Source organism: Agromyces kandeliae, from assembly GCF_009674665.1.
GTDB classification, from domain to species: domain Bacteria; phylum Actinomycetota; class Actinomycetes; order Actinomycetales; family Microbacteriaceae; genus Agromyces; species Agromyces kandeliae.
This window is the reverse complement of the sequence record NZ_WKJD01000004.1, coordinates 185494-200537: the sequence shown is the minus strand read 5'-3', so window position 1 is coordinate 200537 and position 15044 is coordinate 185494. Positions and strand designations below refer to the sequence as shown.

At 73.0% G+C, this 15044-nt stretch carries 12 protein-coding genes; 8 read left to right on the top strand and 4 right to left on the bottom strand.

Translation table 11 applies throughout. From position 1 onward, the window contains the following. Positions 1-127: 127 nt before the first annotated feature. Entirely contained in the window at positions 128-649 is a 522-nt protein-coding gene (locus GJR97_RS02105; protein ID WP_229275908.1) for a DUF3145 domain-containing protein, read from the bottom strand. A 211-nt stretch (positions 650-860) separates the two neighbouring features. On the opposite strand from GJR97_RS02105, the gene GJR97_RS02100 reads away from it, so the two are divergent. Beyond that, positions 861-1481, top strand: coding sequence for a PadR family transcriptional regulator (locus GJR97_RS02100; protein WP_154344856.1), 621 nt, complete (start codon positions 861-863; stop codon positions 1479-1481). Here GJR97_RS02100 and GJR97_RS02095 read toward each other — a convergent pair. Beyond that, complete coding sequence (locus tag GJR97_RS02095) at positions 1460-3199, bottom strand: bifunctional 3'-5' exonuclease/DNA polymerase (protein WP_324613027.1); 1740 nt, start codon at positions 3197-3199, stop codon at positions 1460-1462. The genes GJR97_RS02100 and GJR97_RS02095 overlap by 22 nt on opposite strands. 142 nt (positions 3200-3341) lie before the next feature. On the opposite strand from GJR97_RS02095, the gene GJR97_RS02090 reads away from it, so the two are divergent. From GJR97_RS02090 to GJR97_RS02080, 3 genes are all read left to right on the top strand, one after another. After that, a complete protein-coding gene (locus GJR97_RS02090; protein WP_154344855.1) occupies positions 3342-4103 on the top strand; it encodes a hypothetical protein in 762 nt (253 codons plus the stop codon). Between the two features lie 85 nt (positions 4104-4188). Beyond that, on the top strand, positions 4189-4668 hold the full coding sequence (locus tag GJR97_RS02085) for an NfeD family protein (protein WP_229275907.1): 480 nt from the start codon (positions 4189-4191) through the stop codon (positions 4666-4668). A gap of 64 nt (positions 4669-4732) precedes the next feature. After that, positions 4733-6193, top strand: a complete 1461-nt coding sequence (locus GJR97_RS02080; protein WP_154344854.1) for a flotillin family protein — start codon at positions 4733-4735, stop codon at positions 6191-6193. Between the two features lie 85 nt (positions 6194-6278). Here GJR97_RS02080 and GJR97_RS02075 read toward each other — a convergent pair whose 3' ends face one another. After that, on the bottom strand, positions 6279-6626 hold the full coding sequence (locus tag GJR97_RS02075; protein ID WP_324613039.1) for a GntR family transcriptional regulator: 348 nt from the start codon (positions 6624-6626) through the stop codon (positions 6279-6281). A 38-nt stretch (positions 6627-6664) separates the two neighbouring features. Between GJR97_RS02075 and GJR97_RS02070 the strand changes: the two genes are divergently transcribed. Both GJR97_RS02070 and GJR97_RS02065 read left to right on the top strand, forming a co-directional pair. Beyond that, the gene (locus GJR97_RS02070; protein WP_154344852.1) at positions 6665-7933 is read left to right on the top strand and encodes a TolB-like translocation protein; all 1269 of its coding nucleotides are present in this window, start codon (positions 6665-6667) and stop codon (positions 7931-7933) included. Continuing rightward, a complete protein-coding gene (locus tag GJR97_RS02065) occupies positions 7930-9168 on the top strand; it encodes a hypothetical protein (protein ID WP_154344851.1) in 1239 nt (412 codons plus the stop codon). Before GJR97_RS02070 ends, GJR97_RS02065 begins: the two co-directional genes overlap by 4 nt. Positions 9169-9192: 24 nt before the next feature. Here GJR97_RS02065 and GJR97_RS18655 read toward each other — a convergent pair whose 3' ends face one another. Further along, a complete protein-coding gene (locus GJR97_RS18655; protein WP_195760585.1) occupies positions 9193-12081 on the bottom strand; it encodes a helix-turn-helix transcriptional regulator in 2889 nt (962 codons plus the stop codon). 95 nt (positions 12082-12176) lie between these two features. Between GJR97_RS18655 and GJR97_RS02055 the strand changes: the two genes are divergently transcribed. Both GJR97_RS02055 and GJR97_RS02050 read left to right on the top strand, forming a co-directional pair. Beyond that, the gene (locus GJR97_RS02055; RefSeq protein ID WP_154344849.1) at positions 12177-13517 is read left to right on the top strand and encodes a M20/M25/M40 family metallo-hydrolase; all 1341 of its coding nucleotides are present in this window, start codon (positions 12177-12179) and stop codon (positions 13515-13517) included. A gap of 64 nt (positions 13518-13581) precedes the next feature. Then, positions 13582-15027 (top strand): MFS transporter, encoded by a 1446-nt coding sequence (locus GJR97_RS02050; RefSeq protein WP_154344848.1) that lies wholly within the window; start codon positions 13582-13584, stop codon positions 15025-15027. Positions 15028-15044: the final 17 nt, after the last annotated feature.

The window sequence follows — 15044 nt, the reverse complement described above, 5'->3', positions numbered from 1 at the left end:
GCATGCATCGGGCCCCGATCGCCTCACGGCGTCGGGGCCCGATGCAGTCCACCGCCTGCGGTTTCGCTCGTACGCCTCCAGGACCTCGGTCGACCGGTCGACGCGTCACGCCACCGCGCGGTGCGCGTCAGCCCACGCGATGCAGCCAGATGACCGGGGCGAAGTCGCTCGCGTGCCGGAACGGCTCGAGCTCGTCGTCCCACGCCTGGCCGAGCGCGAGCCTCAGCTCGCGATGCAGCTCGCCCGCGTCGAACGCGGCGACCTCCATCGCGTAGCGGATGCGATCTTCGGGGATCACGACGTTGCCCGCCGTGTCGGTCTGCGCGTAGTACACCCCGAGCTCGGGCGTGTGCATCCAGCGAGCGCCGTCGGAGTCCGCCCCCGGGTCCTCGCTCACCTCGAAGCGCAGCTGCTCCCAGCCGCGGAGGGCGGATGCGATGCGGGCGCCGGATCCGGGCTCCCCCGTCCAGGAGAACTCGGTCCGGAGCGTGCCCGGCAGCACCGGTTGCTCGGTCCACTCGAAGTTCACCGGAGTGCCGAGTGCGCGGCCGACCGCCCACTCGACGTGCGGGCCGACCGCCCGCGGGGACGAGTGCACGAACAGCATGCCTCGCGCGGCGCGCTGAGCCCGCGTGACCTGTTCCGCCATCTCCTGCTCCGTTCCTCGTGAGGTGCGTCTTCCCCTACGACCTCTGGAACGGTGCCTGGTGGCGGTGGCGTGTTCGGTTGTGACGAGCGAGTCGTCAGGTCGAGTATGCCCCGCTTCGCCCGGAGTGACAAGGGATTCTCGCGGCGATCCGCGCCGGGGACGCTAAACTCCCTACTCGGTGAGTGATTCCACCCCGACCCGAGGAGGCGACGTGGCCGTCCGTGATGCGCTGCTCGTGCTGCTCGTCAACGGACCCGCGTACGGGTTCCAGCTGCACGGGGACCTCGCCGCGCGTACCGGCGGGCGGCGCGTCGTGAACGCGGGGCAGACCTACGCGACGCTCGACCGGCTGACGACGCAGGGCCTGGTCGAGCCGGCAGGCTCGACCGACGACGGACTCCCCCTGCACCGGCTCACGCCCGCCGGTCGGGTCGCGGCCGATGCGTGGCTGAGCGGCGCCGACGGCGCCGGCGCCGACCCGTGGCACGAGAGCGTGGACCGCGTGCTCATCGCCGTGTCGATGCCCTCCGTCGATGCCGAACCGGTCATCGATGCGGAGCGCGAACGCTGGCGACGCCGACGCGACAGGGCGGGTGCCTCGGCGGCGGCGGGCGGCCGCGCAGGCGACGCCGACCCGCGCGCACGACTCGCGGCTGCCGCCACGACCGCGGAGATCGCCCGAGCGGACGCGATGCTCGCATGGCTCGGCGGGATCGTGGCATCCGACCTCGATGCGGCGGCGTTCGCGCCGAGCACCGAGCGCCCGAGGCGAGGGCGACGGCCCGCGCGGCCACGGACCGGCGCGGAGGATCACGCGTCGGCGGACGCGTAGCTCTCGGTCACGGCGAGGTCGAGCGGGAACTCGACGGGCGCCTCGCCGAACAGCAGTCGACCCGCCTCCGCCGCCGACTCGAGCACCGCGTCGGCCACGGCATCTGCCGTCTCGGAGGGCGTGTGCACGATGAGCTCGTCGTGCAGGAAGTAGACGAGGTGCGGCGAGCGCTCGAACACGGGGCCGGACGCCGCGGCGCGCGAGCGGCCCGCGCCGAGCTCGGCGAGCCGAGTGCGCACGCCCGCGAGCCAGCAGAGCGCCCACTCCGCGGCGGTGCCCTGCACCACGAAGTTGCGCGTGAATCGGCCCCAGTCGCGAGCCGACGACCGGGCGCGGCGCTCGTCGACCGCCGTCGCATCGGGCTGCGACGCGGCCGCCTGCGCCTCGTGCCACGAACGCGGCGGCACCGGCGAGGACCTGCCGAGGAGCGTGGTGACCTGCCGGCCCGCCTCGCCGTCGCGCGCGGCGCGGTCCACCAGCGCCATCGCGCGTGGGTAGGCGCGTGCGAGCTGCGGCACGAGCCGGCCGCTGTCGCCGGTCGTCGCCCCGTACATCGCACCGAGCAGCGCGACCTTGGCCTCGTCGCGCGTCGCGACCACCCCGGCGTCGACGATCGAGCGGTACATGTCGCGGCCGCGCCCCGCCGCGGCCATCGCGGGGTCGCGCGCGAGCGCCGCGAGGACGCGCGGCTCGAGCTGCGCGGCATCCGCCACCACCAGGCTCCACCCGGGGTCTGCGACCACCGCTGCCCGCACGGCCTTCGGCAACTGGAGCGCTCCCCCGCCGGAGGTGGCCCAACGCCCAGTAGCCGTGCCGCCCGCGACGTAGTCCGCGCGGAACCGCTCGTCGACGACCCATTCGTCGAGCCACGCCCAGCCGTTGGCGGTGAGCAGTCGCGCGAGCCGCTTGTACGACAGGAGCGGGGCGACCGCGGGATGGTCGTGCTCGCGCAGCTCCCACTTCGCCGTCGAGTCGACGCCGATGCCCGCCGCGCGCAGGGCGCGCAGGAGGTCGGCCTGCGAGTCGAGCCGGAGCGCGGGAGCGTCGAGCTCGCGTCGCACTCGGACGGCGAGCTCGTCCATCCGGGCGGGCTTGCGCCCCACCGGCGGCCTCGGGCCGAGGGCCTCCTCGAGGACGCGCTCATGCACCGAGCGTCGCCACGGCAGGCCGGCGCCATGGAGTTCGGCGGCGATGAGGGCGCCGGCGGACTCGGCGGCGAGCAGCAGCCGCATGGCCCCAGGCCGGTCGGATGCCGCGGCGAGGGCCACCTGGCGATCGTGTTCGACGACGAGATCGGCGGCGGACGGCGACTCGGTCTGCTCCGGACCCGGTCCGGGGTCGACCTCGAACAGCGCCGGGCCGCGATCGACGGGTGCCGCGGGCGCCGCTGCGGCGCCGAGGACCGCTTCGGCAGGTCCGACCGGCAACCAGTGCGGACGGTCCCGGACGACGGACCCGGCCCCGGCGGTCGCGGTCGACGACGCCAGGATCGCCCCGCACAGGCGCAGATCGTGGCACCGGGCCACGCGCACGCCCGCGTCGAGGAGCGCCGGAGCCCACTCGCGCGTGTCGCGCCAGACCCATCGCGGTGCGGCGTCGGCCTCGAGTCGCGCGACCTCGCGCGCCACGTCGGCAGCGTCGCACTCGAGGTGGAGGCCCGCGTCGGGGTCGAGGAACTCCACGCGCCCCGCGCCCCTCATCGCGATCGCGATCCGCACACGTCGATTCTGCCCCGCACGGCCGACACCGGCGGCCGACGACCACGCACGAGGCGGCGCGTGGTTCACTGCCGGTCACGGCCCCTTCTGGTCGTGTCGGTGGCATCCGGGAGCATGAGGGCATGCGAGGACGGCGGGCGACATGGTCGCGGTGAGGTTCGGTTGCGGGCACGGCGCCGATGCCGACGATCCGACCGCGGTCGCGATGCGGCGCACCTGCCCGGTCTGCATGCTCGTGCACGAGACCCAGCGCAGCCGGGGCGAGCTCCTCGGCCGGGTGGCTCCCGCGCAGCGACGTCGCCTCGCCGCCGAGACGCGGATCGGCGCCGAGTACGACTGGAATTGCGTCCGCGGCCACGACCGCTACCGTGCGAGCGTGATGGAGGTGCTGACCGGCACCGGGTGCGCGAAGTGCCGCGCGAACGCCGCGTCGCCCGGCGCGGCCCGCGAAGCGGGCCTGCCGTTCATGAAGCCCGGCCTCAGGGTCGGCACGTCGATGACGGAGCAACGGCTCAGGGTCCTGCTCGGCGAGCGGATCCGGCTCCATCACCGCGCGAACGCGGTGCGCACCGCGCGCATGTTCCACGGTCGCCAGGAGGTCTGGCCCGACATCCTCGTTGCCGAGCTCCGCGTCGCGATCGAGTACGACGATCCGGGGCGCTCCGGACGAGCCCACCGCGGGCTCAAGGAGGGCTCCGACGTCGAGAAGGACGAGGCGCTGCGCGAGGTCGGGTGGGAGGTCATCCGCATCCGAGGCGGCGGCCTGTCGCCGCTCGGGCCGTACAGCATCGCCTGCCGTGGCATCACCGCGGCGGTCGCCGACGAGGTCGTGCGGCTCCTGCGCGTGATCCGCGGAGACGATGCGGTCGATGCGCTGCTCGTCCGGCCCGCGACCGCCTCGTGAGGCTGGCGCGCCGGCGATTCCCGCCGCTAGGGTGAGGACCGTCTCCGCTTGACCCGGGCGGGGACATCGTCGTGCAGAGAGGCCAATGGTGCTGCTCCCCTTCCTCATCGTCGGAGGCCTCGGCCTCGCCCTGCTCCTGATCTCGCTCGTCATCGGCGACGTGCTCGACCACTTCGAGATCGGCGACGGCGCGATCTCGGGCACGGCGCTCGCCATCGGCATGACCGTGTTCGGCGCCGCGGGCGCGCTCACGGCGAGCAGCGGGCTCGAGCTCGTCTGGGCCTACGTCATCGCCGGAGCGCTCGCGATCGTCGCCTACGTGATCGCCGTGCTCACGGTCCGGTCGCTCGCGCGGTCGTCCGACGGCGTCCCCGCCTCGGCCGTCGGCCTCACCGGCGTCGCGACGGCAACGATCTCGCCCGCCGGCGGCGAGGTGAGCCTCGACGGCCCCGGGGAGGTCGAGCGGCGCCTCGCCTACGCCGACGGCTCCATCGACGAGGGCGTCCGAGTCCGCGTGATCGCCCACGCGGGGAGCCGCGTGAAGGTCGTCATCGACCCGTCCTGACCCCTCGGGCGTCGCGCCGCGACATCCGTCACCCCCGCACCACCGACCCGAACCGGAAGACCCCATGACCCCTGAGATCATCCAGGTCGGCGCGATCCTCGCGATCGTCGTCGCGTTCCTCGGCCTGCTCGGCTTCATCGCCGGCCGCATCCGTCGCGTCCCGCCGAACGAGGCGCTCGTCATCGTCGGACGTGCCGGCGGGCGCAGTTCGGCGGAGTCGGCCGGCCAGCGCGTCGTGATCGGCGGGCGCACGTTCGTATGGCCGATCCTCCAGCAGGGCTTCCCGATCTCGCTCGAGCAGCGCCAGATCGGCATCACCGTCGAGGGCGTCGACCGCAACCGCATCAAGATCGCGATCAAGGCATCGATCAACTTCAAGGTCAGCGGGACCGAGGAGGGCGTGCGCCGCGCCGCGCAGCGCTTCCTCTCGCAGCAGGACCTGCTGACCGAGATCATCTCCGAGTCCCTCGAGGGCTCGCTCCGGTCGATCGTCGGCGACATGACGATCGAGCAGATCATCTCCGACCGCAAGTCGCTCTCCGACCGCGTCGTCGCAGAGACCAAGACGGACCTCGCGGAGCAGGGCCTCCAGGTCGACCTGCTGAACATCAGCGACATCTCCACGCCGGGCAGCGACTACCTCGCGAACCTCGGGCGCGCCGAGGCGGCTCGGGCCCGACAGGTCGCCGAGGTGAGCGAGGCCGAGGCCGCGCGTGCCAGCGAGTTCGCCCGTATCGAGGCCGCCGAGCAGATCGCCGAGCGCCAGAAGGCCCTCAGCCTCAAGCAGGCGACCATCAAGGCCGAGACCGATCGCGCCAACGCCGAGGCGGAGGCCGCCGGGCAGCTCGCGAAGGCCGAGCAGGACAAGCTGGTCGCCGTCGAGGAGCGCGACGCGCTCTCCGAGCAGGCCCTCGTCACGCAGGAGCGACTCGACATCGAGATCCGCAAGCCCGCCGAGGCCGAGGCCTATGCCGAGGTGCAGCGGGCCACCGCGAAGCGCGACGCCGCCAATGCCAGCACCGAGGCCGAGGCCTACAAGCGCACGAAGATCGCCGAGGCGAACAAGGTCGCCGCCGTCCAGGACGCCGAGGCGGCTGCGACGGCGGTCCGGTTCGCGGGCGAGGCCGACCGCGACCGTCAGGTCGCCCAGGCCGAGGGCATCCGAGCCGAGGGTGAGGCTCGGGCCGCCGCCACCCAGGCCGAGGGCGTCGCCGAGGCGGCCGCCACCGACGCCAAGGCCGAGGCGCTGAAGAAGTACGGCGAGGCGGCGCTCGCCCAGGAGATCATCTCGCGCCTGCCCGAGATCGTGCGTGCGGCCGCCGAACCCATCGCGAGCATCGACACGCTCACCGTGGTCTCGACTGACGGCGCGAGCGCCATGACGAAGACCGTCGGCCAGGTGCTCGGCGAGGGCACCGAGGTCGTGAAGTCGCTCACCGGGCTGGACGTCGGCTCCATCCTGGCCGGCCTCGCCGGCGGATCCATCGCGGGGCGCGACGCCGCCCGTCACACCGCGGGCGACTGACCCGCTGAACCGCCGCACGGGGCCGGCCTCGCATCCGCGGTGCCGGCCCCCGTCGCCGTGCCGCCTCGCCGGCGGCGGATGGATATCACCAGAGCTCGGCGATGAGCTGCGTCACTTCCTCGACGCGGTACCCGTGCCGCCGCGCGGACTCGATCAGTTCCCGCGCCTGCTCGACGACGACGCCGCGGGCCGGCGTCGCGGCGACCGAGATGCCCCGCCCCCGGCGGAACTCGAGCAGCCCCTCGTCGCGAAGCAGGCGGAGCGCCCGGAGCACGGTGTTCGTGTTGACTCCGATCACCGCCGCGAGATCCCGTGCGGGCGGCAGGCGATCACCAGGTCCGGCCTCGCCGGCCGCGATCGCTCGACGGATCTCCGCCGCGACCTGTTCGTAGAGATCCGTTGGAGCGGCTCGATCGAGCTTGACAGGAGTAATGATGCTAGTAATATTAGCACCAAAGCACAGGTGTCCTGATGATCACCACGACTCCACTCTCCTCGACGGTGTCGACCCTTTCCGCGTCGGACGAGACCGAACCGCGTGAGCCAGGCGACGGCCGATCGCCGCGTGGACCGTCAGTCCGCGCCGTCGATGCCCCCGCCTCGCGGCCACCGGTCGAGGTGCTGATCGAGGAGGCGAGGCATCGCGCACGTCGCCGTCGACAGGTCGTCGGCGCGGTCGCGGTCGTGGGCGTCGCGGTCGCCGCCATCGCCGTCACCGCGCTCGCCGGCGCCGGTTCGACCGGCGACCGGGGCACGTCGCTCAGCGGACCACTGAGCGAGACGTCGCTCGGCGTGTTCGAGCAGATGCGCGGTCGCATCGTCTGGGCCGCGGACGGCGAGTTGCGGGCCGTCGACCCCGCCGATCCGACGGACATCCGGCGGATGGCACTCCCCGACGACGTGGACTCGAAGGCGATGGTGTCGGACTGGTCCGCCGACGGGACGCGGCTCGCCCTCACCTCCGAGCACGCCGGGAAGCGCTACCTCCTCGATGCCCGAGGCACGGTGACCCCGGCCGGAACGAACGAGGGCTGCTGCATGTTCGTCTCGAACGCGTGGCTCGCCCCGGACGGCGCCACCGCCTTCGAGTTCGCTGCGCCCGGACGCCTCCAGCTGCGTGACGTGGACGGCCTCGCACCGCCCCGCGTCATCGCCGTCGATCCGGCCCTCGGCGCCGCCGAGGGGCCAGCCGCACCCGGGCACGCGTGGTCGCCCGACGGATCGCGGATCGCGGTCGTGATCGCCGAGGACGTCGAGGCGGAGCCGGCGCCGACCTCGATCCACGTCGTGGACCTCGTCACCGGCCAGGACCGGGAAGTGCTCGGGCCCGAACTCGGCTTCATCAGGCACCTGACGTGGTCGCCGGACGGCGGCGAGCTGCTCGTCGTCGCGGGACCGTGGCCGGTGACGAGCGGCGCTGCAATGAACAACCCGCACCTGCACCCCGTGGAGATGGGCCTCTACCTCATCGACACGCAGCCCGGCCCGCTCGGACCGGCGCCGGCGCCCGAGCCCATCGCCTCCGGCCACTTCATCGCGGCCACGTGGTCGCCCGACGGCGCACGGATCGCCGCCATCGATCACGCAATCCCGGGCGTCCACAGCCTCGTCATGATGCAGCGGGACGGCTCGAGCGCGCGGCGGATCGTCCAGGATCTCGGCACGCACGAGTGGACCGGGCTGGCGTGGCATCCGGTCATGAACGGGCCGCGCGAGCGGCAAGAGCAGGTGTCGCGATGATCACCACGACTCCACTCCCCTCGCCGGCCTCGGCCCCCGCCGAGTCCAGGGAGGACGAGCGTCACGCGACCGGCCGCGACCGATCGTCGGGTGCGCGCGAGGAGCGCGCCGGAGTCGACGCGTCCGCCACGCGACCACCCGTCGAGGTGCTGATCGAGGAGGCGAGGCATCGCGCCCGACGTCGTCGACAGCTCGTCGGCGCGGTCGCGATCGCGGCCGTCGCGATCGCGGCGATCGCCGTCACGGCGACGCTCGACGGCGCCGGTTCGTCCGACGGTGCAGGCACCTCGCTCGGCGGACAGGTCGACGACACGTCGCTGGGAGTGTTCGAGCCGATGCGCGGTCGCATCGTCTGGGCCGCGGACGGCGAGCTCCGGGCCGTCGACCCCGCCGATCCGACCGACATCCGGCGCATCGCACTCCCCGACGACGTGGACGCCGCGGCGATGGTGTCGGGCTGGTCGGCCGACGGGACGCGGCTCGCCCTCACCTCCGAGGACGCCGGCAAGCTCTACGTCGTCGACGCCCGAGGAACGGTCGCCTTGGCCGGCGAAACCGGATGCTGCCTCTTCGTGAGCGACCCCTGGCTCGCGCCCGACGGCTCCACCGTCGCCGAGTTCGTCGCGCCGGGTCGACTGCAGCTCCGTGACGTCAGTGGACTCACGAGACCGCGCCAGGTCGATGTCGATCCGGCGTTCGGACGGGAGGACGGCCCGCCCGTCATCGGGGAGGCGTGGTCGCCCGACGGAAGCCGGATCGCGCTGCGCGTGTACGAGGACGAGGTGATGTGGACCCAGCCGTCGATCTTCGTCTTCGACCTCGTCGCGGGCACCGCTCGAGAAGTGCGCATCCCCGAGATCGACTTCATCAGGCATATGACCTGGTCGCCGGACGGGGCGCGACTCCTCGTCGTCGCGGGCACGTACGTCGAGCTGAACGGGGTGAACCTGACCGGTCCTCCGGTGGGTCCCCAGAACACGAGCCTCTACCTCGTGGATGCTGCGCCCGACACCTCCGTTCCGGCGCAGATCTCCGACCCCATCGCCTCGAGTCACTTCATCGCGGCGACCTGGTCGCCCGACGGCGAGCAGATCGCGGCCATCGACTACGTGGGCAGGCGCGGCATCGTCGTCATGAACCCGGACGGATCGGAGGCGCATCGGATCGTCCCGAGCCTGGGCACGAGCGCGTGGACCGGCCTGGCGTGGCATCCGATTCCGAGCACGCCGCGATAGCCGGATGGCGGAGCACCGCTCGCCTCAGCGGGAACGGTGCTGCGCCGCGGCGTCGGCGGATCGCGCGATCGCGGCGGCCTCGGTCCTCGTCGATGCGCCCAGCTTCCGCAGGATCGCCGACACGTGTACCGACACGGTCTTCGTACTGATGAAGAGCCGCTCGCCGATCTGCCGGTTGGAGAGGCCGTCCGCGACGAGCTCGAGCACCTGTCGCTCGCGAGCGGTCAGTTCGTCTCCGCCGCCCGAGCGATCCCCGCCGAGCCGCCCGCGTGCGGCCACCTCGTGGGCCATCCTGGTGACGAGGTGCGCGCCGATGTCGGCCGCCGACGCGCGCGCGGCGTCGAGGCTCTGCGCGGCCGCTGCGCGGTCCCCGGTCTCCAGTTCGGCGACCGCACGCTGGACGAGGGCGTACCCGGCGAGGTGGCGCCAACCCGATCCCGACTCGAAGAGCTCGGCGGCGCGACCGAACCTCGCGATGCGATCCTCGAGATCGACGGCGATCTCGGCCCCGCACAGCTCGCTCCACACCGCGCCGGGTTCCCACGCGTCGAACTCCGCGATCGCCGACCGGATCTCGTCCGTCGTCCTCGAGGGCTGCTGCCCACGACGCCGCATCGCACCGTGCGCACGCGCCGCGAAGGCGAGCAGGCGCATGCGGTCGGTCGGCCGCTCGGTGCGGCCGTCCCACAGCAGCGGCTCCACGGCGGTCCACGCGCGCTCGGGCTCGTCGAGCGCGAGGTGCAGCTCGCACTCGTCCCTCACCCAGCCGAACTCGATCTGGCGGTCGACCCGGGCGAGTTCCGCGTGCCGCTCTCGGATCTGGTCGACGAACTCGCGCGCGTCGTCGATCGCGTCGGACCAGATCAAGGGCACGAGCTTCAGGTCCTCGAGGCCGAGGCGGAAGACGAGCGGCGTCTCGTACCGCAGGGCGCGGTCGACCAGGGTGCGCGCGCGATCCCAGTCGCCGAGGGCGATGAGCGGCTCGATCGCGTTGGTGGCGAGGATGGCGCCGACGTTTCCCTCCTCTCCGCGGCGACGTGCCTCGTCGAGCGCGTCCTGCGCGACCTCGAGCGCGTCACGGTACCTGCCGAGCTTGATCAAGGTGTCCGATCGGTTGATGGCGAGGCGGACTCGCGCGTCCCAGTCGTCTCCGGCGTACTCGCGCGCCCGTTCGAACAGTTCGAGCGAGCGTTCGACGTCCTCCGGCCCGGCGTCGTCGAGATCGGCCATGGTCGTCGCTGCGATGTTGGCCGCGATCGATGCGGCGCGGCGCCCGCCCTCGCCCGCTGCGAGCCCGTCCGCGACCGCGAGCATGCCCTGGTCGATGGCCTCGCGCAGGTCGCCGGCCAGCATGCGGCGCGCGGCGAGCTCGGAACGCAGGCGTGCCCTGACGGCCAGGGCGCGGGAGTCCGTCCGTTCAGCCACGAGCTCGAGCCCCTCCAGGAGCACGTCGGCGGCACCCGGCATCCCCATCAGTCCCATGCCGAGGGCCTTCTCGAAGAGGAGGTCGGCGAGCTCGACCGGGTCCGCGGGCTGCGCCAGCGAGATGCGGAGGTCGGCCAGCGCGACGGAGCGTTCCATGTCGCCCGCACGGCGATGCGCCCGCGCGGCCCGGCCCGCCATCCCGGCGTGATCCACCCCGGCACGCTCCTCGGGTCGATCGACGAGCTCCCAGAGGTCGAGGCATCGCTCCCCCATGGCCGCCGCCGTCGTGAGCGCGTAGGTCGCCGACGCCTCCTCCATCGCCGCGACGGCCGCATCGAACGCCTCCGGGAATCGGCGCGCGGCCAGCCAGTGCGTCGACACCTCGACGGAGAGGCCTGGACGAGCGGGGCCTGCTGCCAGCACACGGGCGTACGTCGCGTGATGACGGGCACGTTCGCCGGGAAGCAGCTCGGCCTCGACGACCTCGCGTACCAGCGCGTGGCGGAACGCGTAGCCCGACTCGTCCGCGACGACGAGGCCCACCTCGACGGCCTCGCGCATCGCGGCGTCCAGGTCGATCGGGTCGCCACCGTAGACCTGCTCGAGCAGGTCGTGCTCGGCGCGCGCCCCGCCGACCGCCATGAGCCGGAGGACCGCACGCGTTGCGGCGGAGGCGCGCTCGTAGCGTGCCGCGAGCAGGTCGCTCAGCCGTCGCGGGAGCGCGCCGTCCGTGCCCGCTCCGAGCAGTTCCTCGACGAAGAACGGAACCCCGCCGCTGCGCTCGAAGAGCTCCTCCGCATCCGATGCGCCCTCCGACGTCGCGACCATCAGCGACACCTCGTCACGGGAGAGCCGCGGCAGCTCGAGCTCGGAGACCGAGCGGAGCCGCTCGAGCTCGGCGAGGTCCTCGCGCAGTCGATGGCGACGCGGCAGTTCGGCCGTCCGCGCGGTCATGACGAGCATCACCCTGCCGTCGTGGAGCATGCGCGCGAAGTACCGCAGGAGCTGCATCGTCGGCGCGTCCGCCCAGTGCACGTCCTCGATCACGACCACGACGGGTTCGAGGTCCGAGACGCGTTCGACCAACCGGGTGAACTCGTCGTGCAGGCGGCCGACTCGGAGGTCCGCCTCGGGCGCGCCTCCGCCGATCTCAGGAGGGAGCAGTGGCGCGAGCGTGTCGAGCGCCGCTCCGGCCGCGGTGCGTACGGCGTCCGCTCCGGCGAGGTCCACGATCGAGCGCATCACCGCGCGGATCGGGATGAACGGCGCGCCGTCGTCACCGAGCTCGACGCACTGTCCGCGCGCCACCATCGCGCCACCGCCGAGGACGCGGAGGAACTCCTCGACCAGGCGTGTCTTCCCGATCCCGGCCTCGCCACCGACCACGACGACCGAGGGTTCGCCCTCGCGCGAGCGTGCCCAAGCCTCACGGAGCGCGTGCAACTCGGGCTCGCGTCCGATCATCGCTGCCGTGGGGACGCCACTCATCGGAGTCATTGTCCCACCCGATGCCGTGATCCGTCCGTGCCCCGCGCGGGGGTGATCGGTCGGCCGGCCGCGTTCGGCGCTCTAGTGTGGGACGCATGTCCCACTCCCCCGCGGTCCGCCCCGGCGCCCCCGAGCGGCTCTCCCGCATGATCCGGCTGCAGACCGTCTCGGCCGAGGTCGACCGACGCGGGTTCGCCGAGTTCGACCGCTTCCGCGACCTGCTCGCCGAGCTCTACCCGCTCGTCCACGAGCACCTCGCGTTCGAACCGGTGACCGAGCTGGGGCTGCTCTACCACTGGCGCGGCCGGGCCGACGGCGACCCCGTCGTGCTCATGGCGCACTTCGACGTCGTCCCGGCGCATGACGGGGACGGCTGGACGTTCCCGCCGTTCGAAGGACGGATCCACGACGGGTCGGTGTGGGGCCGCGGAGCGCTCGACGACAAGGGCCCGCTCCTCGTGCTGCTCGAGGCGGTCGAGAACCTGCTCGCCGAGGGGTTCGTCCCGTCGCGGGACGTGTACCTCTGGTTCGGCGGCAACGAGGAGTCGTACGGCGATGCGGCGATCGCCGCGGCTCGACGGTTCGAGGAACGTGGCGTCATCCCCTGGCTCGTGCTCGACGAGGGCGGCGCGGTCGTCGACGCGCCGCTGCCGTTCCTGAAGGTGCCGGCGGCGATGGTCGGGGTCGGCGAGAAGGGCGTGATGACGGTCCGGCTTCGCGCCCGCGGCGACGGGGGCCACGCCTCGGCGCCGCCCCGGCTCACGGCGGCGGCCCGCGTCGCCAGGGCGGTCGCGCGGCTGGACCCCAACCCGTTCCCCAAGCGGATGCCGCGATCGATGCGCGCCATGCTCGCGAGCTTCACGCCCCACGCGCGCGGCGGTGCACGGCTGCTCCTCAGCGCGCTCACCGCGCTCCCGTGGCTCACGGCGCGCGTCTTCGCGCGACTCGGCGGCGAACCCGCCGCGCTCGTGCACACGACGGTGGCCCCGACCATGCTCGACGGCGGCAGCGCGGCGAACGTGCTGCCGGCGCGCGCCTCGGCGACCGTCAACCTTCGCGTCGCGATGGGCGAGGACGTCGACTCGGTCGTGCGGCGCCTGCGGCGCACCATCCGCGACCGCGAGGTCGAGATCGAGGTCGTCGAGGGCTACGCCCCGTCGCCCGAGTCGCCGACCGAGGGCCCGCAGTTCGCGGCGATCGTCGACGCGGTCGCCGCCTCCTACCCGGAGGCGACCACCGCGCCCTACCTGATGATGGCGGCGACCGACTCGCGCCACTTCCACCGCTACGCGCCCGCGGTCTACCGCTTCGCGCCGCTCGCCATGAGCGCGGCGCAGCGCGCGTCCGTCCACGGCGTGGACGAGCACGTGAGCATCGACAGCCTCGAACGGGGCGAACGGTTCCACCGCGCACTGATCCGCTCGTTGCCGGAATGAGACATCCGACCCACTAGGGTGAATCCACCCCGGCCCCTGCATCCGCCCACCCGAAGGACCCGACATGAAGCGCGCTGCGAAGCTCGGACCCGTCGCCGCGATCGTCGGCTTCCTCGCCTTCGTCGAGTTCACGAGCGGCATCATCCAGGGCTACTACACGCCGCTGCTCACCGACATCGCACGTCACCTCGGCGTCCATGATGCCGACGTGAACTGGCTCGAGGGGTCGCAGCTCATGCTCTCGGCCCTCGTCGTGCCCGCCTTCGCGAAGCTCGGCGACATGGTGGGCCACAAGCGGATGCTGGTCTGGTCGACCGCGATCACGGCGGTCGCCTCGACGGCACTCGCGTTCACGGACCAGTTCTGGGTGTTCCTCGTCGCGTGGGCGCTGCAGGGGTTCTACGTCGTCTGGCTCCCGCTGGAGATCGCGCTGGTGTGGTCGCGGAGCCGCTCGGCCGATCGCCCCGCAGCCATGACGCGCCGGGCCGCGGGCATGCTGGTCGCGGCACTGGAGCTCGGCGCCATCGCCGGTGCGCTCTCGGCGGGCGCGCTCGCGGAGGCCCTTCCGATGCGGATGCTCCTGCTCGTGCCCGCGGTCGCCGTCATCGCGTGCTTCTTCGTGATCCTCTTCGGCGTGAAGGAATCGCCCGACCTCACGGGCAGCACGCTCGACACGGGCGGGCTCGTGCTCATCTCGCTCGCGCTCATCGCCCTCACCGGCGGGCTCAGCTTCATGCGCCTGAACGGCCCCGGCGACCTGCTGTCGTGGTCGCTCGTCGCCCTCGGCGTCCTGCTCGTCGTGCCCTTCGTGCGGTACGAACTGCGGCATCCCGACCCGCTCATCGATGTGCGCATGTTCCGCTCGCCGAGCCTCTGGCCGGTCTTCCTCACCGCGGGGCTCTTCGGCGTCAGCGTCCTGGGCGCGCAGGCGCCCCTCTCGACGTTCGCGCGGACGGATGCCGCGACCTACGGCTACGGGCTCGGGGCGACGAGCTTCCAGACCTCGCTGCTGATCGGCTCGTACGTGCTCTCGCTCGTCGTCGGCGCGATGCTGTTCCCGTTCGTCACCCGGTGGGTGTCGCCTCGCCTCGCCCTCATCGGGGCGAGTGCGCTCGTGTCGATCGGCTACCTGCTCTTCCTGCCGTTCCACGACGCGTACGGTCAGGCGCTGGCGAACATGGTCATCGCGGGCATCGGCTCGGGAGCGCTCGTCGCGGCGTTGCCCGCTGCCGCCGCCGCGGCGGCCCCCGCGCAGCAGACCGGCGTCGCGACCGGGCTCACCAACTCGGTGAAGACCGTCGGCGGCGCGATCGCGTCCTGCGTGTTCGGCATCGCGCTCCTCGGCGCGGCGGGTGAGGCGGCGACGGGTACCGCCGGCAGCTTCGCCGGCTACGTGACCGTCTGGCTCGTCTGCGGACTCACCGCGGCCGTGGCAGCGATCGTGCTCGCGTTCGTGCCGAAGCTCGCGTTCTCGGACGCGCCTGAGGTCGAAGCGGCCGTGGTGCGCTGACGCCGCTCGAGGCGGTC

What these genes read in the sequence shown, in the direction of transcription:
- GJR97_RS02105 (WP_229275908.1), bottom strand. Translation starts at nt 649, where the DNA reads ATGGCGGAACAGGTCACGCGGGCTCAGCGCGCCGCGCGAGGCATGCTG.
- GJR97_RS02090 (WP_154344855.1), top strand. Translation starts at nt 3,342, where the DNA reads ATGGTCGCGGTGAGGTTCGGTTGCGGGCACGGCGCCGATGCCGACGAT.
- GJR97_RS02085 (WP_229275907.1), top strand. Translation starts at nt 4,189, where the DNA reads ATGGTGCTGCTCCCCTTCCTCATCGTCGGAGGCCTCGGCCTCGCCCTG.
- GJR97_RS02080 (WP_154344854.1), top strand. Translation starts at nt 4,733, where the DNA reads ATGACCCCTGAGATCATCCAGGTCGGCGCGATCCTCGCGATCGTCGTC.
- GJR97_RS02070 (WP_154344852.1), top strand. Translation starts at nt 6,665, where the DNA reads ATGATCACCACGACTCCACTCTCCTCGACGGTGTCGACCCTTTCCGCG.
- GJR97_RS02065 (WP_154344851.1), top strand. Translation starts at nt 7,930, where the DNA reads ATGATCACCACGACTCCACTCCCCTCGCCGGCCTCGGCCCCCGCCGAG.
- GJR97_RS18655 (WP_195760585.1), bottom strand. Translation starts at nt 12,081, where the DNA reads ATGAGTGGCGTCCCCACGGCAGCGATGATCGGACGCGAGCCCGAGTTG.
- GJR97_RS02055 (WP_154344849.1), top strand. Translation starts at nt 12,177, where the DNA reads ATGTCCCACTCCCCCGCGGTCCGCCCCGGCGCCCCCGAGCGGCTCTCC.
- GJR97_RS02050 (WP_154344848.1), top strand. Translation starts at nt 13,582, where the DNA reads ATGAAGCGCGCTGCGAAGCTCGGACCCGTCGCCGCGATCGTCGGCTTC.